The sequence below is a fragment of the Azospirillum sp. Sh1 genome (assembly GCF_008365135.1).
Classification (GTDB): Bacteria; Pseudomonadota; Alphaproteobacteria; order Azospirillales; family Azospirillaceae; genus Azospirillum; species Azospirillum oryzae.
This window is the reverse complement of sequence record NZ_VTTK01000003.1, coordinates 288,589-307,951: the sequence shown is the minus strand read 5'-3', so window position 1 is coordinate 307,951 and position 19,363 is coordinate 288,589. Positions and strand designations below refer to the sequence as shown.

General features: G+C 68.0%; 19 protein-coding genes. 11 read left to right on the top strand and 8 right to left on the bottom strand.

Annotated features, from left to right (window positions below; translation table 11 throughout):
* Positions 1–196 precede the first annotated feature (196 nt).
* Both FZ029_RS05935 and FZ029_RS05930 read right to left on the bottom strand, forming a co-directional pair.
* A complete protein-coding gene (locus FZ029_RS05935) occupies positions 197–1,885 on the bottom strand; it encodes a cache domain-containing protein (RefSeq protein ID WP_149268382.1) in 1,689 nt (562 codons plus the stop codon).
* Positions 1,886–2,048: 163 nt separating this feature from the next.
* Positions 2,049–2,393 (bottom strand): type II toxin-antitoxin system HicB family antitoxin, encoded by a 345-nt coding sequence (locus FZ029_RS05930; protein ID WP_149197330.1) that lies wholly within the window; start codon positions 2,391–2,393, stop codon positions 2,049–2,051.
* Positions 2,394–2,597: 204 nt separating this feature from the next.
* Here FZ029_RS05930 and FZ029_RS05925 point away from each other — a divergent pair, with 204 nt between their 5' ends.
* The 6 genes from FZ029_RS05925 (at position 2,598) to FZ029_RS05900 (ending at position 7,619) form a co-directional block, all read left to right on the top strand.
* Positions 2,598–3,071, top strand: coding sequence for a hypothetical protein (locus FZ029_RS05925; RefSeq protein WP_149268381.1), 474 nt, complete (start codon positions 2,598–2,600; stop codon positions 3,069–3,071).
* 110 nt (positions 3,072–3,181) lie between these two features.
* A complete protein-coding gene (locus FZ029_RS05920) occupies positions 3,182–3,418 on the top strand; it encodes a hypothetical protein (RefSeq protein ID WP_247892159.1) in 237 nt (78 codons plus the stop codon).
* A gap of 166 nt (positions 3,419–3,584) precedes the next feature.
* Positions 3,585–4,514 (top strand): class I fructose-bisphosphate aldolase, encoded by a 930-nt coding sequence (locus FZ029_RS05915; RefSeq protein ID WP_109155477.1) that lies wholly within the window; start codon positions 3,585–3,587, stop codon positions 4,512–4,514.
* A gap of 3 nt (positions 4,515–4,517) precedes the next feature.
* A complete protein-coding gene (thiE, locus tag FZ029_RS05910) occupies positions 4,518–5,183 on the top strand; it encodes a thiamine phosphate synthase (protein WP_149268379.1) in 666 nt (221 codons plus the stop codon).
* A 31-nt stretch (positions 5,184–5,214) separates the two neighbouring features.
* Entirely contained in the window at positions 5,215–6,021 is an 807-nt protein-coding gene (locus FZ029_RS05905; RefSeq protein WP_149197334.1) for a TSUP family transporter, read from the top strand.
* A 263-nt stretch (positions 6,022–6,284) separates the two neighbouring features.
* The gene (locus FZ029_RS05900; RefSeq protein ID WP_149268378.1) at positions 6,285–7,619 is read left to right on the top strand and encodes an outer membrane protein transport protein; all 1,335 of its coding nucleotides are present in this window, start codon (positions 6,285–6,287) and stop codon (positions 7,617–7,619) included.
* Between the two features lie 248 nt (positions 7,620–7,867).
* Here the strand turns inward: FZ029_RS05900 and epmA are convergent, their stop codons facing one another.
* On the bottom strand, positions 7,868–8,935 hold the full coding sequence (gene epmA / locus FZ029_RS05895) for an EF-P lysine aminoacylase EpmA (protein ID WP_149268377.1): 1,068 nt from the start codon (positions 8,933–8,935) through the stop codon (positions 7,868–7,870).
* 393 nt (positions 8,936–9,328) lie between these two features.
* On the opposite strand from epmA, the gene efp reads away from it, so the two are divergent.
* From efp to FZ029_RS05870, 5 genes are all read left to right on the top strand, one after another.
* Positions 9,329–9,895: an elongation factor P gene (efp, locus tag FZ029_RS05890; protein ID WP_063634101.1), complete on the top strand. Its 567-nt coding sequence runs from the start codon at positions 9,329–9,331 to the stop codon at positions 9,893–9,895.
* Between the two features lie 97 nt (positions 9,896–9,992).
* Positions 9,993–10,790 (top strand): inositol monophosphatase family protein, encoded by a 798-nt coding sequence (locus FZ029_RS05885; protein WP_149197337.1) that lies wholly within the window; start codon positions 9,993–9,995, stop codon positions 10,788–10,790.
* Between the two features lie 119 nt (positions 10,791–10,909).
* Positions 10,910–11,677 carry an OmpA family protein gene (locus FZ029_RS05880; protein WP_149268376.1) on the top strand — a complete coding sequence of 256 codons (768 nt, stop codon included), beginning with the start codon at positions 10,910–10,912 and terminating at the stop codon, positions 11,675–11,677.
* A 64-nt stretch (positions 11,678–11,741) separates the two neighbouring features.
* Positions 11,742–12,935 (top strand): flagellar motor protein MotA, encoded by a 1,194-nt coding sequence (locus tag FZ029_RS05875; protein WP_149268375.1) that lies wholly within the window; start codon positions 11,742–11,744, stop codon positions 12,933–12,935.
* A 35-nt stretch (positions 12,936–12,970) separates the two neighbouring features.
* Positions 12,971–14,365, top strand: a complete 1,395-nt coding sequence (locus FZ029_RS05870) for a peptidoglycan -binding protein (RefSeq protein WP_149268374.1) — start codon at positions 12,971–12,973, stop codon at positions 14,363–14,365.
* Between the two features lie 12 nt (positions 14,366–14,377).
* On the opposite strand, the gene FZ029_RS05865 is transcribed toward FZ029_RS05870, so the two are convergent.
* From FZ029_RS05865 to FZ029_RS05845, 5 genes are all read right to left on the bottom strand, one after another.
* Entirely contained in the window at positions 14,378–14,968 is a 591-nt protein-coding gene (locus tag FZ029_RS05865) for a GNAT family protein (protein WP_149197341.1), read from the bottom strand.
* A gap of 160 nt (positions 14,969–15,128) precedes the next feature.
* Positions 15,129–16,388: a pitrilysin family protein gene (locus FZ029_RS05860; RefSeq protein WP_149197342.1), complete on the bottom strand. Its 1,260-nt coding sequence runs from the start codon at positions 16,386–16,388 to the stop codon at positions 15,129–15,131.
* Positions 16,385–17,806 (bottom strand): threonine synthase, encoded by a 1,422-nt coding sequence (gene thrC / locus FZ029_RS05855; protein WP_149268373.1) that lies wholly within the window; start codon positions 17,804–17,806, stop codon positions 16,385–16,387. Before thrC ends, FZ029_RS05860 begins: the two co-directional genes overlap by 4 nt.
* Positions 17,807–17,991: 185 nt before the next feature.
* The gene (gene dusA / locus FZ029_RS05850) at positions 17,992–19,008 is read right to left on the bottom strand and encodes a tRNA dihydrouridine(20/20a) synthase DusA (RefSeq protein WP_149268372.1); all 1,017 of its coding nucleotides are present in this window, start codon (positions 19,006–19,008) and stop codon (positions 17,992–17,994) included.
* Between the two features lie 54 nt (positions 19,009–19,062).
* Positions 19,063–19,347, bottom strand: coding sequence for an addiction module antidote protein (locus FZ029_RS05845; protein WP_149268371.1), 285 nt, complete (start codon positions 19,345–19,347; stop codon positions 19,063–19,065).
* Positions 19,348–19,363 lie beyond the last annotated feature (16 nt).

Sequence of the window (19,363 nt, the reverse complement as noted above, 5' to 3'; positions counted from 1 at the left end):
CCGCCCCGACGACGAAAACGCCAGACCGAAAACATACCGGCTCCCTTCATAAGGAAGCCGGTATGTTAGCGCCTATGCCCTTCCCTCCCCCGCCTTCGGCAGGAGAGGGAGGGAATTGCAGTGCAGCGGCAGTCCCCTCTCCCGCGTTAGCGGGGGAGGGTTAGGGAGGGGGCATTCGCAAGCCGATGCCCTCCCGTCACGCCGCCCGCACCGTCGCCAGGAAGTCGCCGACCTTCGCGTTCAGCCCGGCCGCCTCGCTGGTCAGCTTGCCCAGCGCCTCGACCAGTTCGCGGGCGGTGCGGCCGCTCTCGTCCGACGCGGCGGTGACGCCGGAGATGCTGGACGAGACCTCGCCGGTGCCGGATGCCGCCTGCTGGACCGAGCGGGAGATTTCCGCGGTGGCGGCGTTCTGCTGGTCGACCGCGGCGGAGATCGTCGTGGCGATGGCGCTCAGCCGCTCGATCACCGCCGACACCTTCTGGATTTCCGTCACCGCCTGACCGGTCACCGCCTGGATGCCGCTCATCTGGCCGCCGATCTCGTCGGTGGCCTTGGCCGTCTGGTTGGCCAGCGCCTTCACCTCGCTCGCCACGACGGCGAAGCCCTTGCCGGCCTCGCCGGCCCGCGCCGCCTCGATGGTGGCGTTCAACGCCAGCAGGTTGGTCTGCCCGGCGATGGAGTTGATCAGTCCGACGACCGTACCGATCCGCTCGACCGCCTCGGCGAGGCTGCCGATGCGGCCGGTGGCCTCCTGCGCCATGCCGACCGCCTCGCCGGCGACGCGGCTGGCTTCCGACACCTGCCGGCCGATCTCGACGATGGAGCTGGACAGCTGTTCCGACGCGGCGGCGACGGTCTGCACGTTGGCGGCGGTGCCATCGCTGGCGCTCGCCACGATCCCGGCCAGCTGGCTGGTCTGCTCCGCGGCGTGCGACATCGCCCGAACCTTCTGGCCCAGCGCGTCGGTGGTGGTGGAGACGGAGCGGATCATGCCGCCCACCGTCCCCTCGAATTGCGCGGCCAGCCGGTCCATCGCCTGCCGCTTTTCCTCCACCGCCCGGCGCGCGGCCTCTGCCTGTTCGGCCTCCAGCCGGCGGGCAGCCTCGGCATTGACCCGGAACACCTGGACCGCCCGGCCCATGTCACCCAACTCGTCGCTGCCCTCGGTCTCCGGAATGGTGACGGAAAGGTTGCCGTCGGCGAGCGAGCGCATGGCATCGGATAGGCGGCGGATGCGCCGGCTGATCGAATTGCCGACCAGCGCGATCAGCGCCACCGCCGGCAGCACCAACCCGCCGACGAAGGCCGCCATGGTCCACAGGCTGCTGGCGAATCGGGCGTCCAGATCATCGATATAGACGCCGGTGCCGATGGCCAGTTGCCACGGCTCGAACATCTTCACATAGCTGAGCTTGGGCAGCGGCTCGCTGCCGCCGGCCTTGGGATAGCTGTAATAGACGAAGCCCTCGCCCTTGGCCTTGGCGGTGTCGACCATCTCGCGCGAGAAATAGACGCCGTTGGCATCCTTCTGGTCCCGCATGTCCTTGCCGATCGACTCCGGCCGGACCGGATGGATGACCGTCTGATAGCTCATGTTGATGACGAACAGATAGTCCTTGCCGCTGTAGAGCATCGTGTTGATGTTGGCCTTGAACCGGTCGAAGGCCTGATCGCGGGTCAGGCGGCCGGCCTTGACCTCGGCCTCGTAGCCGGTCGCCAGACCATGGGCGGCCTGCACGACGGAGCGCAGGGTTTCCTTCCGATCCTCCAGCGTGCTGCGCTGGTTCAACCACAGCGCGGCGGCGGCAAGCGCGATACTGACGGCCCCGGCCAGCGCAACCAGTGTCCACAGCTTCGTTCGCAGAGTCAGTTTCAGTCCGCTCATGAGGAAGTCCCCCCTTTAGATCGGGGACTTCACAGCAAGGACGGTGCCAATCGCAAAACGGGATGGAGCCGTTGCTCTGCTATGATTACGTGAATGCGCAATCCAAGCGTTTCGCCAAACTCACGCCCCTTCGTACGCAAGCTGCGTTGCGTTTTGCGAAAAATCATCCGGCTTTGACATCGGTCACGCCGGCGGCACGGCCCAGACACTCGGCGATCCAGGCGGAGACGCTCTTGCCCTCCCGCGCGGCGCAGTCGGCGACGGCGCGGTGCAGAATCGGGTTGATGCGGATGGCCAGCCGTCCGGAGAAGGGCTGTTCGCCCTCGCCCCCCATGTCGCAGGACAAATCGAGGTAATCGTCGACCGCCCGCCGAAAGGAGTCCCGCAATTCGTCCACAGACCGGCCGGAAAAGGTGATGCCGTCGTGGGTGTTGATGACCTCGCCGACAAAGACGCCCGCGTCGTTGTCGAAGTCGATCTGGGCCTTGTAACCCTTGTATTCCATCATCGCGGCATTCCCGGGGGAGGTATTCCAATGAAACGGACGCCGGTGCCCCGGCCTGCTGTCCGTTGTGACTGACCATACTCCGGGACCGCCATCCCTGGGTTTGACCTGCCTCAATTCTCTCAACCGGCTGAGGACTGGAGCCCCGTCGCACCCGCCGCTAGAGTGTCCGCCCAGCCGCCACCCTGCCCCGCCCCGCCGCCGCCCATGCCCGCCGCCCCGCAATTCCCCCCGTCCCCCATCCGCCCCATCCTGGTCCGCGGCCTCGCCGACGCGCTGGCCGCCGCCGCGGTCGCCGACTCGGCCGGCGCCGCCCTCACCCTGATGGCGCCGCCGGCGGGCGGGGCGCTGTGGCTGCTCGACCTGATCGCGCGGGTGCGCCGGGCCTTCCCCGGCCTGGAGGTGACCGGCCTGCTCGATTGCGGCGACCGCGCCGGCGAGGCCCAGGGGGCGCTGGCCGCCGGGGTGCGGGCCCTGCTGTTCACCGGACGCACGGAGGCGGCGGACCGTCTGGCGGCCATCGCCGCGGCCCGTGGCGCCGCGCTGCTGACCGCCTGCCCACCCCTGCTCGACCTCGCCGCCGAAAGTCATGGCTCCACCCGGCCGGTCCTGCTGGAGGCGCTATGCCGCGACTGGCTGACACAGGCCAATGGCTGGGCCGAAAGTCGTGCCGAGGCTTAGGTCCGGACTACCGCTTTTTCGCACAGCCTCGCCGCGCAAAGGTGGTGTAACGTCACGTAAGGATATTTTTGTGACACCGCACTCTCCCTCCGATGCCGGAAGAGCCACCCATGAGCATCACCTCCCTGACCACGCCGGATCAGACCATCGCGCAGCCGCACCATCCGGGGCAGGCCGCAAACGGCCGGTCATCCGACCGGATGGGGAACAGCCCGGATCCCCGGCCGGAGAAGATGCGCGGTCTGCGGCTGGTCGCCGTCTGGGTCGGGCTGACCGCCGGGTCCTGGGCGGTGCTGGGCGGGGCCGGATACGGCCTCTACACCGTGGTCAGTTCTCTTCTGCCCTAACCCCTCCGGCCGAGCCATTCCACCCCCCGCGGGTTCCCCCCGCCGCAGGCCCTAGGCCGTTCAGGCGTGGCAAATGGCCGCTTTATGCCCCTCCCGCCGTTGCAAAGCGGCCGAATACGGGCTAAGACGGCGCCATTTCCAAGAATGCCCCAGGGGAAGAGCCACAATGAAGCTCACGCGCCGCGTCAAAGACATTCTCGCCAACTACGAGAGCGACAATCCCGGCACCAAGGCGAACCTCGCCCGCATCCTGATGGAAGGCAAGCTCGGCGGCACCGGCAAGCTGGTGATCCTGCCGGTCGACCAGGGCTTCGAGCACGGCCCGGCCCGCAGCTTCGGCCCGAACGAGCCGGGCTATGACCCGCACTACCACTACCAGCTGGCCATCGACGCCGGCTGCAACGCCTACGCCGCTCCCCTGGGCTCGCTGGAGGCCGGCGCCGGCACCTTCGCCGGTTCGATCCCGCTGATCCTGAAGATGAACAGCGCCAACTCGCTGTCCACCCAGAAGGAAGCCGCCGACCAGGCCGTCACCGCCTCGGTCCAGGACGCGCTGCGCATCGGCGCATCGGCCATCGGCTTCACCATCTATCCCGGCTCCGACGCCATGTACTCCCAGTACGAGGAGTTCCGCGAGCTGTCGAAGGAGGCCAAGTCCTACGGCCTCGCCACCGTGCTGTGGTCCTACCCGCGCGGCGGCGCCGTCACCAAGGACGGCGAGCTGGCCATCGACGTGATCGGCTACGCCGCCCACATGGCCGCACTGTTGGGCGCCCACATCATCAAGGTGAAGCTGCCGTCGGCCCATCTGGAGCAGCCGGAAGCCAAGAAGGTCTACGAGTCGAAGCAGATCGCCATCGGCACCCAGGCCGAGCGCGTGAAGCACATCATGCAGTGCGCCTTCAACGGCCGCCGCATCGTGGTCTTCTCCGGCGGCGCCACCAAGGGCGAGGACGCGGTGTTCGAGGACGCCCGCGCCATCCGTGACGGCGGCGGCAACGGCTCGATCATCGGCCGCAACGCCTTCCAGCGCCCGCGCGAGGATGCCCTCAAGCTGCTCGACCGGATCATGAAGATCTACCAGGGCCGGGAGTAACACTTGGCCAAGGGAAAGCCGACGCAGGCGGAACCTGCCGCCTGCCGACTGTACCTCGTGACGCCGCCGGCCCTGGAGCCGGCGGCGTTCGCGCCGCTTCTGGAGGAAGCGCTGGATGCCGGCGACGTCGCCTGCGTGCAGCTCCGCCTCAAGGACTGCTCGGAGGACGACATCCGCCGCGCCTGCGACGTCCTGCGCCCCATCGCGCAGGAACGTGAGGTTGCCTTCATCCTGAACGACCATCCGCGTCTGGCGCGGGAGGCCGGCTGCGACGGCGTCCATGTAGGCCAGTCCGATACGCCCTATCGCGATGCCCGCAAGATCGTGGGCAACGACGCCATCGTCGGCGTCACCTGCCACGACAGCCGCCATCTCGCCATGATCGCAGGCGAGGAAGGGGCGGATTACGTCGCTTTCGGCGCCTTCTTCCCCACCAGCACCAAGACGGCCGAATACAAGGCCGAGCCGGAGCTGCTGAGCTGGTGGTCGGAGCTGATGGAGGTCCCCTGTGTCGCCATCGGCGGCATCACCGCCGAGAATTGCGCGCCGCTGGTCACCGCGGGCGCCGATTTCCTGGCCGTGGTCAACGCCGTCTGGGGTCATCCGCAGGGTCCCGGCGCCGGAGTCCGGGCGCTGAACGCCGCCATCGAGGCCGCACTCGCCGGCTAAGCCGGCCGATTACCTGGACTTCCCCAAAATCATGGACCTTCTGACGCCCGAGTCGCTGGGCATCCTGTTCGCCGTCGGCCTGCTGGCCGGCTTCGTCGATTCGATCGCCGGCGGCGGCGGCCTGCTGACCATCCCGGCCCTGCTGGCCGCCGGACTGTCCCCGGCCGAAGCGCTGGCCACCGGCAAACTGCAATCAAGCTTCGGTTCGCTGTCCGCCACCATCAAGTTCGTCCGCCGCGGCGAGGTCCATCCCGCCTCCATGCGCACGATGATACTCTGCACCTTCATCGGCGCCGGGGCCGGAGCCACCCTGGTGCAGATGCTGGATCCCAGCTTCCTGCGCGACGTCATCCCGATCCTGCTGATCGGCATCGCCATCTATCTGCTGCTGTCGCCCAAGGCCGGCGACGTCGATGCCCATCAGCGCATCGGCGAGCATGCCTTCGCGCTCAGCATCGGCACCGGCATCGGCTTCTATGACGGCTTCTTCGGGCCCGGCACCGGCACCTTCTTCGCCATCGCCTTCGTCTCGCTGCTGGGCTACAACCTGCGCAAGGCGACCGCCCACACCAAGGTGCTCAACCTGACCAGCAACGTGGCCTCGCTGCTGTTCTTCATCGCCGGCGGCCATGTGCTGTGGACGGTCGGCCTGCTGATGGGCGTCGCGCAGTATATCGGTGCCCAGGCCGGCGCCCACATGGTGATCCGCAACGGCGCCCGAGTCGTGCGCCCGATGCTGGTCGTCGCCTCCATCGTCATCACCGCAAAGCTGGTGTGGAGCGACGAGCACAACATCCTGCGCGAACTTTTCACCGCCGCCACCGCCTGGATCGCCTGACCGCGCCGGGCCGCAACGGCGGCCATCGCGCCGCTTTTTCCACTGAATTCCCTGGATAATCTCGCCGCCGTGACGGGGGCGGGGACGTAAGCGCGGCTGCCTCCGGTGGCCGCGCCGCACCCCTTTCTCCCTTTTCCGACTTCCGAAACCGATGCAGGCCCGCAACACTGCTTGTGTAGCCAACAAAAAGTGGCGGGCGGCCCTTTACGTAAGCGTCAGTTTGTGTATCATTGCGTCAATAACACAATTGGGGGAAGGAACGAATGTCTCCGACGACGCTCAAGACACGCCTGATGACCGCCGCTGCCGCCATCGCGGTGACCGCACCGATCGCGACCGCCTCGACCGCGTTCGCCGCCGGTTTCGCGTTGAAGGAGCAGAGCGTATCGGGCCAGGGCACCGCCTATGCCGGCGTGACCGCCGGCGGCAACGGCGACGCCAGCTCCATGTTCTACAATCCGGCGACCATGGGTCTGGTGACAGGGATCGAGGCGGTGCAGACCGCCACCGGCGTCATCGTGAAGTCGAAGGTCGACAGCGCCAGCGCCACCCGCGCCCGGCGCCTGGGCGGCACCGCGATCAGCGGCAACGCCTCGCCCGGCGACATCGCCCAGGACGCGCTGGTTCCGGCCGGTTACTTCGTCTATTCGATCAACGACGACCTGAAGGTCGGTCTGTCGGCCAACGGCCCCTGGGGTCTGGTCACCGATTACGGCGACAACTGGATCGGCCGCTATCACGGCATCCGCTCGGATCTCCGCACCTACAACTTCGCGCCGTCGGTGTCCTACCGCATCAACCCGATGATCACCATCGGCGGCGGCGTGCAGGTCCAGTATGCCAAGGCCAAGCTGTCGCAGGCGTCCGACTTCGGCGCCAGCCGCCTCGGCCGTCCCGGCTCGCTGGACGTGAAGAGCGATATGACCGGCGACGACTGGGGCTGGGGCTTCACGCTCGGCGCCCTGATCGAACCGGTCAAGGGCACCCGCGTCGGCCTCGCCTACCGCTCGGCGGTCAAGCACTCGCTGACCGGCACCATCTCCTTCACCGGCCTGCCGGCGCCGCTCGCCGGTGCCCTCCCCTCCCAGAGCATCAGCGCCGATCTGACCACGCCGGACATCGCCTCGATCGGCCTGTACCACGAGGTCAACGACCGCTGGGCGGTGATGGCCGACGTGCAATGGACCAACTGGTCGCGCTTCCGCGAACTGCGCGTCAACGTCGCCAATCCGGCGCTCAATTCCGTGACGGAGGAGCACTGGAAGGACACCTGGTATTACGCGCTCGGCACCTCCTACAAGGTGACCGACAAGCTGACGCTGCGCGCCGGCGTCGCCTTCGACAAGGGCTCGGTCGACGTCGAGTACCGCACCCCCCGCATCCCGGAGCAGAACCGCTACTGGCTGTCGGCCGGCGCCGGCTATCAGGTCACCGACAACCTGCGCGTCGATGCCGCGTACTCGCACGTCTTCATCCCGAAGACGTCGGTCGCCCTCACCGACGACCTGACCGGCCCCGAAGCCGGCCGCGGCAACCTGAATGTGGACTACAAGAGCAGCATCGACCTGATCGGCCTGCAGGCGAAGTTCACGTTCTAAGGGAACCTCGCCCTCTCCCCTACCGAGGATCCCCTCTCCCCCCTGGGGAGAGGGCGATTGCATATGAAATCTATAGTCCCATAAAAGGACTTCCGTCATCCCCGCGAAGGCGGGGATCCAGGGAACGTTCGTGCGGAGCGACCGAAACGGCTGGATTCCCGCCTTCGCGGGAATGACGTCTTCCCTTCTATAAGACCATTATGCCGCATGAGATTGCCCTACCGACGGCGAGAGGGAGGAATTTCCCCCTACACCCCCGCGACCGGCAGCCACAGCACCTGCTCGATGCTCTCGGCCCCGCTGCACAGCATCGCCAGCCGGTCGAAGCCCATGGCGATGCCGCTGCTCTGCGGCATGCCGTGCTCCAGCGCGGCGAGGAAATCCTCGTCCACCGGGAAGCGCTCGCCATAGAGCCGCTCCTTCAACGCCATGTCGGCCTCGAAGCGGGCGCGCTGCACCGCCGGGTCGGTCAGTTCGCCGAAGGCGTTCGCCAGTTCCAGCCCGCAGGCATACAACTCGAACCGTTCGGCCAGCCGCGGGTCTTCCGGCTTCGGCCGCGACAGCGCCGCCATGCACAGCGGATAGTCGGTCAGCACGCAGGGCACGCCCTCGCCCAGATGCGGTTCGATGCGGTCGAACATGATGCGGAAGACGATGTCCTCCCAGCGGTCGCCATGATGGGGCGCGACCCCGATGCGTGCCGCCTCCGCCGCCAGCGCCGTCGGATCGGGATCGTGGCTGCCGTCATAGGTCGCCATCAGGTCGATGCCGGCATACTCCCGGAACGCCTCCGGCACGGTCAGCACCCGCCAAACCGCGAGGGGATCGCAGGTCATGCCGCGGAAGCTGAAGCTCCGCCGCCCGCCCGCCTCGGCCCCGGCGCACAGCAGTTCCCGGCAATCGTCGATCAGCGTGCGGTAGCCGTCTCCGGCACGATACCATTCCAGCATCGAGAATTCCGGCGCGTGGGTCCCCGACCGTTCGCCGTTGCGGTAGACATGCGCCAGCTGCCACAGCCGCGGCACGCCCGCGACCAGCAGCTTCTTCATGGCGAATTCGGGACTGGTGTGCAGGTACAGCGGCCGGCGGTCGTCCGGATGCGGTCCGCGCAGTTCGGTGGCGAAGGCCTGGAGATGCGGCTCCATCCCCGGCGAGACCTGCAGGGCCGGCGTGTCGACCTCGACGAAGGCGAGGTCCTCGAACACGCGGCGGACGGCGTTCAGCACCCGGCCGCGCGCCGCCAGATAGGGCCGACGGCGGGCAAGCGCCTCGGGATGCCAGGGAGGAAGCTCGGCGGATCGGATCGGGGCGGACATGCGGGCGCGCTCTTCATGGACGGTCGAAAGGGGTGCGACCGCATCAGAGCACCCACGGGCGGCGTACTCAAGCCGGGTCGCCAATGGTCACAGCGTCATCGGTCCGGCCAACGGTTTTACCGCTCCCGCTTACCGTCCACGACCGCCCCGTGGTAGAATCGCCGGGCCGGCGATCGACCGCCGGGATGTGCGGATGGAACGGTGAACAGGGGGCGGAAAACTGTTTCAAACGTCTCCTTCCTGGAGGGATTCTAAAGTACCACGGCACGAAACGGCGAAGAATCGTCCGCCAATCGCCCGGATCGCCCGCAGTTACCGTTCCGCGCCGTTGCCTATGGGCGGTCAAGCTGGTAGGGTCCGCGCCGCCCTGATTCTGGAATTCACGAGTACGCCATGAAGGTCAATGCCAACACGATGCGCCCCGGCCATGTGCTGGAGCACAACGGTAAGCTCTGGGTCATCACCAAAACCGCCATCGTCCAGCCTGGCAAGGGCGGCGCCTTCATCCAGCTGGAAATGAAGGACGTTCGCACCGGCAACAAGTCGATCGAGCGGTTCCGCACCCAGGAGACCGTTGAGCGCGCTCGCCTGGACGAGCATGAGATGACCTTCCTCTTCGCAGAAGGTGACAGCTTCACCTTCATGGACAAGGAAAGCTTCGAACAGGTCGCCATCCCCCGCGACATCATCGGCGAACCGGCCGTCTTCCTGCAGGACGGCATGGAAGTCACGGTGCAGAGCCATGAAGGCTCGCCGCTGGGCGTCGAGATCCCCGGCAAGGTCACGCTGCTGATCACCGAATCCGACCCGGTGGTGAAGGGCCAGACGGCCTCTTCCTCCTACAAGCCGGCCAAGCTGGAAAACGGCGTGTCGATCCTGGTTCCGCCGCACATCGAGGCCGGGACCCGCGTCGTCGTCGATACCGCCACCGGCGAATACGTCGAGCGCGCGAAGGACTGATCCTTCCCAGGTCGGTTCTGCCATCACCGGTCTTCGCCATGCGCGGAGGCCGGTGTATTGTTTTCTGGTTCCTGCACGAAACGGTACACCCACACCCATGGCCACCCGCTCCGCTCTCATCAACGTCATGGTCCGCGCCGCCGAAAAGGCTGCCCGCGGTCTGGTCCGCGACTTCGGCGAGGTCGAACACCTCCAGGTGTCGCGCAAGGGGCCCGCGGACTTCGTGTCCGCCGCCGATCTGAAGGCCGAACGCACCCTGCGCGAGGAACTGCAGAAGGCGCGGCCCGAATTCGGTTTCCTGATGGAGGAGAGCGGCGCGTCCAAGGGCAGCGATGCCGAGGCGCGCTGGATCGTCGATCCGCTCGACGGCACCACCAACTTCCTGCACGGCCTGCCGCACTGGGCGATCTCCATCGCCGCCGAGCGCAACGGCGAGATCGTCGCCGGCGTCATCTACGCCCCGATCGGCGACCAGCTGTTCTGGGCCGAGAAGGGTGCCGGCGCCTTCGTCAACCACACCCGCCTGCGCGTTTCCGAACGCCGGCGGCTGGAGGATTGCGTGATCGCCACCGGCATCCCGTTCAAGGGCCGCGGCGACCACGCCACCTTCCTGAAGGAACAGGAAGCGGTGATGAAGGAAGTCGCGGGCATCCGCCGCTTCGGCGCCGCCTCGCTCGACCTCGCCTACACCGCCGCCGGCCGATTCGACGCCTATTGGGAACGCGGCCTGGCTCCCTGGGACTGTGCCGCCGGCGTGCTGATGGTCACCGAAGCCGGCGGTTTCGTCGGCGAGATCGAGGGCGGCCGCAACCCGGTCTTCACCGGCAACGTGCTCGCCGCCAACAGCCATCTCCAGGTCCCGGTCGCCCGCCTGTTGAAGTCCGCCAAGGGCTGACCCCTCCTGCCCTGCCCACCCATCCGCCTTCCCGTACGGGACAGGCGGATGGGTGGTTGTGGCTGGAGCGATCGATAGGCTATGGTTTGCAGGACAAAGGTTTAACGGGACACATCGTTTTGGGCCGCTGGGGACACGCCGACCGCAAGCACCTTGCCGCCGCCGCGCTGTGCGCGGTCTGGGCGCTCTCTCCGGCTGCCCTGTCGGCGGCAGCACCGGCCAACGGCCCGGCGCCGTCTCCCGCCGGTCTGACGCTGGAAAACGCGGTTCCCCTGTCGGTGCCGCCCCGCCCCAATCTGCGCACCCCGCCACCGGTCAAGGCACCGCCGCGACTCGTCCTGCCGCAGCCGCTGGAAGCCCCGCCTCCGCCTGTCCTGACCGAAGGTCCGGCCCAGCCGGCACCCCGCGCCACCGCCCGTACCGAGCCGGCCCCGAAGGCGGCGCAGCCGCAGCAGCCCGCCGTCCAGGCACCTGCCGCTCCGGCGCCCGATCGGACGCCGACCGCCCCGCGAACCGACACGGCCGCGCTACCCCCTCCCCCGGACGCGGCACCCCCTGCGGCTAACCTGCCACCTTCGAGCGTTTTGAGCCTTGTGTTCCCGGCCGACGCCCCCAATCTGCCGGATACGGCAGACACCGTGGTCGACCGGATCGTCGAACGGCTGCGCGCCAGCGACACCGCGAGGCTCCAGTTGCGCTCATACGCCAGCGGCACCGCCGATACGGCGCGCGAGGCGCGGCAGCTGGCACTGGCCCGGGCGTTGGCTCTGCGCGAGCGGCTGTCGGCCTTCGGGATCCGCAGCACCCGCGTCGATGTCCGCGCGCTTGGCGTCGACGACAACGGCGGGCCACCCGACCGGATCGATGCCGTCTTTCTGAATGAATAGCACCCTTAATGAATAGCGCCCAGCCCGTGCGCGAGGTCTGATCGGAACACCCCTTCGGAGCATCATGACCGCCACAACCCCGACGACCCGACCGCTGGAGGTATCCGCCCTCATGACACGCCCGGAGCGGTTCCTGACCCGGATGATCCTGTTCCTGGTGGTGGTCGGCGCGGTGACTGGCCTGCTGTTCCCCGCCTTGCGCTCCGCCTTCCTCAACAATGCGCCGCTGAACGGCGTCATCCTGGCGACGCTGCTGGCCGGCATCGCCTTCATCTTCCGCCAAGTCCTGATGCTGCGCCCCGAAGTGGCGTGGCTGGAGCAGTACCAGAGCGGCGTCGCCCCCGCCTCGCTGCAGGAACCGGTGCTGCTCGCGCCGATGGCGCGCATGCTGGGCGAGCGGCGCGGCCGGTTGACCCTGTCGGCCCTGTCGATGCGCTCCCTGCTCGACGGCATCGCCTCGCGCCTGGACGAATCGCGGGAGCTGTCGCGCTATCTGATCGGCCTGCTGATCTTCCTCGGCCTGCTCGGCACCTTCTGGGGCCTGTTGCACACCGTGCAGTCGGTTGGCGGCGTCATCGGCAGCCTGTCGGTCCAGGGCGGCGACGTCGGCACCATGTTCTCCCACCTGCAGCAGGGGCTGGAAGCGCCGCTGGTCGGCATGGGAACCGCATTCTCCTCATCGCTGTTCGGCCTCGCCGGGTCCCTGGTGTTGGGCTTCCTGGAACTCCAGGCCAGCCAAGCCCACAACCGCTTCTTCCAGGACCTTGAGGATTGGCTGTCCAGCGCCACCCGCCTGTCGAGCGGCGCCGCCGGCGGGCTCGAATCGGGCGACCATGCCGCGTCGGCCTACCTGACCGCGCTGCTGGAGCAGACCGCCGAGAACCTCGACTCGCTGCAGCGCACCGTCGCCACCGCCGAAGAGGGCCGGCGCGCCGCCAACGCCAACCTGATGGCGCTGACCGAGCGGCTGTCGAGTCTGACCGACCACATGCGGGCCGAACAGCAGCTTCTCCTGCGGCTGGGCGAGAACCAGCTGGAGGTGAAGGGGCTGCTCGACCGGCTGGCGGAAAACGCCGGCGCCGGCTTCGACGACGCCTCGCGCCAGCATCTGCGCAACATGGACATCTATCTCGCCCGCATCGTCGAGGAATCCTCCAACGGCCGCGTCCAGGCGGTGCAGGAGATCCGCAGCGAGATCAAGCTGCTGGCCCGCACCATCGCCGCATTGGCCGAAGAAGCCGACCAGCAGCAGCGCTGACACTCTGACACCGTAGGCCAACGCCGGGAGTACCCATGGCCAGCATCAGCCGCCGCAACGGCCACCGCGACGCCAGCGCATGGCCCGGCTGGGTCGACGCCCTGTCGTCGCTGGTGATGGTCGTCATCTTCCTGCTGATGGTCTTCGTCGTGGCGCAATTCTACCTCGCCACTGCCCTGACCGGCCGGGACGAGCAGCTGACCGCGCTCAATCACAAGATCGCGGAGATGAACGACCTGCTGGCGATGGAGCGGGATGCCAACGCCGACCTGCGCGTCAACATCACCCAGCTGTCGACCGAATTGCAGACCTCCGTCGCCGCCCGCGACGACATGACCCTGACGCTGAGCCAGTTGCAGGAGGACCGCGACCGCACCGCCCGCACGCTGGAAGAGCTGCAGCGCAATGTCCGCGTCGACCGCGAGACGCTCGACCTTAAGCTGAAGGAGATCATCAGCCTTCAGGCCGACATCAAAGCCCTGCGTGAGGCCCGGCAGAAGCTGGAGGGCGAGTTTGCCGCCGCCGTCGCCGCCACAAAGCTGACCGAGCAGCAACGCCAAGCCCTGCTGGCCGAACTCGGCACCACCCGCGATCGCGCCAAGGCGCTGGAATCGGAACTGGCCTCCGCCAACGAGAAGACCATGCTGGCGCAGAAGGAGATCGACCAGCGCGACATCCGGCTGAAGGCGATGGAGTCGCAGCTGGCCGACACCCGGACCCAGGCCCAGAAGGACATCGACCAGCGCGACATCCGCATCCGCGACCTGATGGCTTCCCTCACCGGCGAAAAAGCGGTGGGGACCCAGAGCAAGCAGCAGATCGACCTGCTGAACCAGCAGCTTCTGGCCCTGCGTGAACAGCTCGCCCGCATCGGCGCGGCGCTGGAGGCGTCGGAAAAGTCCTCGGCCGAGCAGAAGGTGCAGATCGCGGAACTGGGCGCCCGGCTCAATCAGGCGCTCGCCGCCAAGGTCCAGGACCTCGCGCGCTACAAGTCGGAATTCTTCGGCCGCGTCCGCGAGGCGCTGGGCAACCGGCCGGACGTGAAGATCGTCGGCGACCGCTTCGTCTTCCAGTCGGAATTGCTGTTCCCGTCCGGCTCGGCGACGCTGGAGGAGGCCGGCAAGCAACGGCTGGCCGACCTTGCCCACACTCTGATCGAGATCGGCAAGGCGATTCCGCCCGACATCAATTGGGTTTTACGGGTGGATGGCCACACCGACATCAAGCCGGTGCGCTTCCAGTTCGCCTCCAACTGGGAATTGTCGTCGGCGCGTGCCATCTCGGTGGTCAAGTTCCTGATCGACCAAGGCATCCCGGCCGAGCGCCTCGCCGCCGCCGCCTTCGGCGAATTCCAGCCCATCGACCCCGGCACCTCCGACGAAGCGCTGGCGAAGAACCGCCGGATCGAGATCAAGCTGGACCAGCGGTAAGGTCCGGCTGGGTCAGCCCTGCCACTCCTCCCGCAGGATGGCGTAGAGGACGTGATCGCGCCAGGCGCCGTCGATGCGCAGGTAACCGCGGGCATAGCCCTCGTGGGTGAAGCCGACCTTTTCCAACAGGCCGCGGCTCGGCAGGTTGGTCGGCAGGCAGGCGGCCTCGACCCGGTGCAGGCCGAGCTGCCCGAAGGCGAATTCCAGGACCAGCCGGGTGCCGCCGGACACATAGCCGTTGCGGGCATAGGGCTGGCCGGCCCAGTAGCCGAGCGTCCCCATCTGGGCCACGCCGCGGCGGATGTTGGTGAGGCCGAGGCCGCCGACCAGCGCGTCGGTCGCGCGGTCGAAGATCAGGAAGCTATAGCCGAGATCGTCGCGCCATTCCTGCGCCTGCCGCCGCAGCCGCCGGGCGAATGCTGTGCGCGTCAGAGCGTCGGCCGGCCAGGTGGGTTCCCAGGGCGTCAGGAAAGCGCGCGAGGCGGCGCGGAGGTCGGCCCACTCCCGCCAGTCGCGGGGCAAAGGCGGCCGGATGTAGCAGTTTGGCCCGTCGAGACGGATCGCGGGCGGGCTGATGAGGCCGCTGCCGAGGAGGCGGATCATTGTGCGGCTGGAGCAGTCGGCCCCCTCCCCAACCCTCCCCCACCTTCGGTGGGAGAGGGGACTGCCGTCTCATCGCGAACATCCCCTCTCCCGCCGAAGGCGGGGGAGCAAGGGACCCACGCGCAAGCGTGGGAGGGAGGGGGCACCACAGCCGCCATCGTCAGGCGAGACGCTCCGCGATGCGGTCGTAGCTTTCCAGCTTGGCGATCGGGCCGAGGGCGGCGACGGTCGGGCGGCTGGCGCGCAGGCGGGAGGCGGCCTTGACTACGGCGTCGCGGTCGACGCCGTCGATCTTCGCCACGATCTCTTCCACCGGAACCGGGCGGTCGTAGATCAGGATCTGCTGGCCCAGCTGTTCGCAGCGCGACATGGTGCTTTCCAGCGCCATCAGCGTCCCGGCCTTCAACTGGGCGCGGGCGCGGGCGACCTCGTCCTCGGTGACGTCGGCGCCGACCTTGGCGATCTCGTCACAGACGACGGGGACCAGTTCCGCCACCTCATCCTCGCCGGTGCCGGCATAGACGCCGAACAGGCCGCCGTCATGGTAGCCGCCGGTGAAGGTGTAGATGGAATAGACCAGCCCGCGCTTCTCGCGCACCTCCTGGAACAGGCGAGACGACATGCCGCCGCCCAGCAGGGTGGAGAGCACGGAGTGGGCGTAGAAGTCCGGATCATGGACCCCCACCCCGTCGAAGCCGAGCACGAGGTGCATCTGCTCCAGGTCGCGGTCCTCGCGGAAGTCGCCGCCGGTGTAGCTGGCGGACTCCGGCTTGGGCGGGGCGCCGCTCGGCAGGTCGCCGAATGCCTTGAACGCGAGGTCGACCATCCGGTCATGCTCGATCCGGCCGGCGGCGCTCAGCACCATGCCGGGGGCGCCGTAATGGCCGCCGATGTAGTCGACCAGCGCCTCGCGCGGCAGCGCGCCGACGATCTCCGCCGAGCCCAGCACCGGACGGCCGATGGCCTGCCCAGGATAGGCGGTGGACTGGAAATGGTCGAAGATGATGTCGTCGGGCGTGTCGGCGCTCTGCCCGATCTCCTGCAGAACCACCGTGCGCTCGCGCACCAGCTCCTCGGCATCCAGCGTCGAGTGCTGGATCATGTCGGAGAGGATGTCGAGCGCCAGCGGCGCATCCTCGTGCAGGACCTTGGCGTAATAGGCGGTCTGCTCGCGGGTGGTGTAGGCGTTCAGCTGCCCGCCGACATTCTCGATCTCCTCGGAGATGCGGAAGGCGGACCGGCGGCGGGTGCCCTTGAACAGCATATGCTCGACGAGGTGGGCGACGCCATTGACGCTCGCCGCCTCGTTGCGGGTACCAACCCCGACCCAGCAGCCGAGAGAAACGGACTGCACGTCGGGCATCGTATCGGTCGCGACGCGAAGCCCGTTGGGCAACGTCGTCACACGAATGGAACTCATGCGGCCTCCTGGGCGGCGCGGGCGCGCGCGGTGACGAAGTCCTGGACCGCCGCCAGATCGTTCGGCAGGTCGGACAGGCGCTCCTCGCGCACATAAAGATCGGACAGACGCGGCGGCAGGTCCGGCCGGCGGCCGGTCGCCTTTTCCACCGCGTCGGGGAACTTGGCGGGATGGGCGGTGGCGAGAACCACCATGGGAACGGACGGATCGACCCGGCCGGCCGCGACCGCGGCCTTGGCCGCCCCGATGCCGACCGCGGTGTGCGGGTCGAGCAGATAGAGGCTGCCCTTCCAGACATCGGCGATGGTCGCCATGGTGGCGGCCTCGTCCACCCGGTGGCCGGAGAAGATCGCCAGCGCGCGGGCGAGCTGCGCGTCGGTCACCGCGAACTTGCCCTCGGCGCGGAAGCGGTTCAGCGCCTCCGTCACCGCGGTGCCGTCGCGGTCAAGCAGGTCGAACAGCAGCCGTTCGAAGTTGGAGGAGATCTGGATGTCCATGCTGGGAGACAAGGTAGGCACGACCGGCGCCGCGACCATGCTCCCACTGGCGAAAAAGCGCGCCAGGATGTCATTGCTGTTGGAGCCGACCACCAGCGTCTCAACCGGCAGTCCCATGGCGCGGGCGCCATAGGCGGCATAGACGTTGCCGAAATTGCCGGTCGGCACGGTGAAGGCGATCTTGCGGTCGGGAGCGCCCAGCGCCACCGCGGCGGTGAAGTAATAGACGATCTGGGCCATGATGCGTGCCCAGTTGATCGAGTTCACCGCCGACAGCCCCATCCGGTCGCGGAAGGCGCCGTCGTTGAACATCGCCTTCACGAGGTCCTGGCAATCGTCGAAGGTGCCGTCCAGCGCGATGTTGTGGACGTTGGACGACAGCACGCTGGTCATCTGCCGGCGCTGCACCTCGGACGTGCGGCCCTTGGGGTGCAGGATGAAGATGTCGACGTTCTGGCGGTCGCGGCAGGCCTCGATGGCGGCCGAGCCGGTGTCGCCGGAGGTGGCGCCGACGATGGTCACCCGCTGCCCGCGCTTGGCCAGTACATGGTCGAACAGGCGGCCGAGCAGCTGCAGCGCCACATCCTTGAAGGCCAGGGTGGGCCCGTGGAAAAGCTCCAGCACCCAGGTGGTCGGATCGACCTGCACCAGCGGGGTCACCGCGGCATGGTCGAAGCTGGCATAGGCGTCACGGACGATGGCGCGGAACTCGTTCTCCGCAATGGCACCGCCCAGGAAGGGCAGCATCACCCGGACGGCGATCTCGCTGTAGGGCAGCCCGCGCATCGCGCGGATGTCGTCGGCCGTGAACTGCGGCCAGGTCTCCGGCACATAGAGGCCGCCGTCGCGCGCCAGCCCGGCAAGAAGGACGTCCTCGAAACCCAAGACCGGGGCCGCGCCCCGCGTGCTGACGTACCGCACCGCTTACACTCCGTCCGATGAAGTGGGCATAGTTAGCGAGGACCCCGCCCGCACGCAAGCGGTGCGGGACGCACGGCGCATATTCCGTCCGGTTGGGGGTGCCCGGTGGCTCTGGATGGAACGTTTGGAACGCCATGAAACAGTCTTCCGGGGACTGTTCACTGTTCAATCCGGGCCTTGGCCTCTCACGCGGCCTCCTCCACCGCTTCGTCGGCCGCCTCGTCTGTCGTGCGCCGGCGAACCAGCGAGGCGGCGCGTTCCAGCACCTCCGGGCCTGCGCCGGGGCGGTGGGCGTTCTCGGCGATGTGGCGGCGGTAGGCGCGGGCGCCGGGCAGCCCCTGGAACAGCCCCAGCATGTGGCGGGTGATGGAAGAGAGCGGCGTGCCCCGCGCCATGCGCGCCTCGATGTAGGGCAGCATGGCGTCGATCACCGCATGGCGGTCGGGGCCGGGCAGCCCGCCCATCAGGCGGCGGTCGGCATCGGCCAGCAGATAGGGTGTCTCGTAGGCGGCGCGGCCGATCATCACGCTGTCGACCTTGCCCAGATGCGCCTCGGCCTCGTCCAGTGTCTTGATGCCGCCGTTGATGGCGATGGTCAGCTGCGGATACTCCGCCTTCAGCCGGTGGACGAGGTCGTAGCGCAGCGGCGGGATGTCCCGGTTCTCCTTGGGGCTGAGGCCCTTCAGCCATGCCTTGCGGGCATGGACGATGAAGTGGGTGCAGCCGGCAGCGGAGACGGTGCGGATGAAGTGGTCGAGTGTCGGCCATTCCTCCATCTCGTCGATGGCGATGCGTGACTTGACGGTGACGGGGATCGACACGGCCTCGCGCATGGCGCCGACGAGCCGGGCCACCAGATCGGGTTCCGCCATCAGGCAGGCGCCGAAGCGGCCGGACTGCACCCGGTCGCTGGGGCAGCCGACGTTCAGGTTCACCTCGTCATAGCCCCACTCTTCCGCGATGCGGGCGCAGGCGGCGAGGTCGGCCGGGTCGGAGCCGCCAAGCTGGAGCGCGACCGGATGCTCCGCCGCGTCGAATCCCAGCAGCCGCTCGCGGTCGCCATGCAGCACGGCGCCGGTCGTCACCATCTCGGTGTAGAGCAGGGTCGAACGCGACAGCAGACGGTGGAAGTACCGGCAATGCCGGTCGGTCCAGTCCATCATCGGGGCGACGCTGAGGGGGATGGCGGCGGAAATGGTCATGTCGGGTGCGGGCCAGTGCATAGGAACGGAAGGTCGAATGTACAGGGTAAGGCGCTATGGGCTGACGGTCAGGCGAAGTCCCAAGGATTTGATGACTTTCAGGACGGTCGCGAATTCCGGGTTTCCGTCCGGCGACAGGGCCTTGTAGAGGCTTTGGCGGCCGAGTCCAGCGTTGCGGGCGACCTCCGTCATCCCCTTCGCGCGGGCGATGACCCCAAGCGCCGCGACGATCAGTTGCGGATCGCCATCCTCCAGCACCGCGTCCAGATAGGCGGCGATGCGCTCGTCACTGTCCAAGCTGTCGACGATGTCCCAGGGACGGGTCTCGGTTCGGGCCATGCTCCCCTCCTTTATC

Excerpts from the sequence above, each read along its gene's own strand:
- FZ029_RS05935 (WP_149268382.1), bottom strand. The coding sequence starts at position 1,885 with ATGAGCGGACTGAAACTGACTCTGCGAACGAAGCTGTGGACACTGGTT.
- FZ029_RS05930 (WP_149197330.1), bottom strand. The coding sequence starts at position 2,393 with ATGATGGAATACAAGGGTTACAAGGCCCAGATCGACTTCGACAACGAC.
- FZ029_RS05925 (WP_149268381.1), top strand. The coding sequence starts at position 2,598 with ATGCCCGCCGCCCCGCAATTCCCCCCGTCCCCCATCCGCCCCATCCTG.
- FZ029_RS05920 (WP_247892159.1), top strand. The coding sequence starts at position 3,182 with ATGAGCATCACCTCCCTGACCACGCCGGATCAGACCATCGCGCAGCCG.
- FZ029_RS05915 (WP_109155477.1), top strand. The coding sequence starts at position 3,585 with ATGAAGCTCACGCGCCGCGTCAAAGACATTCTCGCCAACTACGAGAGC.
- FZ029_RS05905 (WP_149197334.1), top strand. The coding sequence starts at position 5,215 with ATGGACCTTCTGACGCCCGAGTCGCTGGGCATCCTGTTCGCCGTCGGC.
- FZ029_RS05900 (WP_149268378.1), top strand. The coding sequence starts at position 6,285 with ATGTCTCCGACGACGCTCAAGACACGCCTGATGACCGCCGCTGCCGCC.
- epmA (WP_149268377.1), bottom strand. The coding sequence starts at position 8,935 with ATGTCCGCCCCGATCCGATCCGCCGAGCTTCCTCCCTGGCATCCCGAG.
- efp (WP_063634101.1), top strand. The coding sequence starts at position 9,329 with ATGAAGGTCAATGCCAACACGATGCGCCCCGGCCATGTGCTGGAGCAC.
- FZ029_RS05885 (WP_149197337.1), top strand. The coding sequence starts at position 9,993 with ATGGCCACCCGCTCCGCTCTCATCAACGTCATGGTCCGCGCCGCCGAA.
- FZ029_RS05875 (WP_149268375.1), top strand. The coding sequence starts at position 11,742 with ATGACCGCCACAACCCCGACGACCCGACCGCTGGAGGTATCCGCCCTC.
- FZ029_RS05870 (WP_149268374.1), top strand. The coding sequence starts at position 12,971 with ATGGCCAGCATCAGCCGCCGCAACGGCCACCGCGACGCCAGCGCATGG.
- FZ029_RS05865 (WP_149197341.1), bottom strand. The coding sequence starts at position 14,968 with ATGATCCGCCTCCTCGGCAGCGGCCTCATCAGCCCGCCCGCGATCCGT.
- FZ029_RS05860 (WP_149197342.1), bottom strand. The coding sequence starts at position 16,388 with ATGAGTTCCATTCGTGTGACGACGTTGCCCAACGGGCTTCGCGTCGCG.
- dusA (WP_149268372.1), bottom strand. The coding sequence starts at position 19,008 with ATGACCATTTCCGCCGCCATCCCCCTCAGCGTCGCCCCGATGATGGAC.
- FZ029_RS05845 (WP_149268371.1), bottom strand. The coding sequence starts at position 19,347 with ATGGCCCGAACCGAGACCCGTCCCTGGGACATCGTCGACAGCTTGGAC.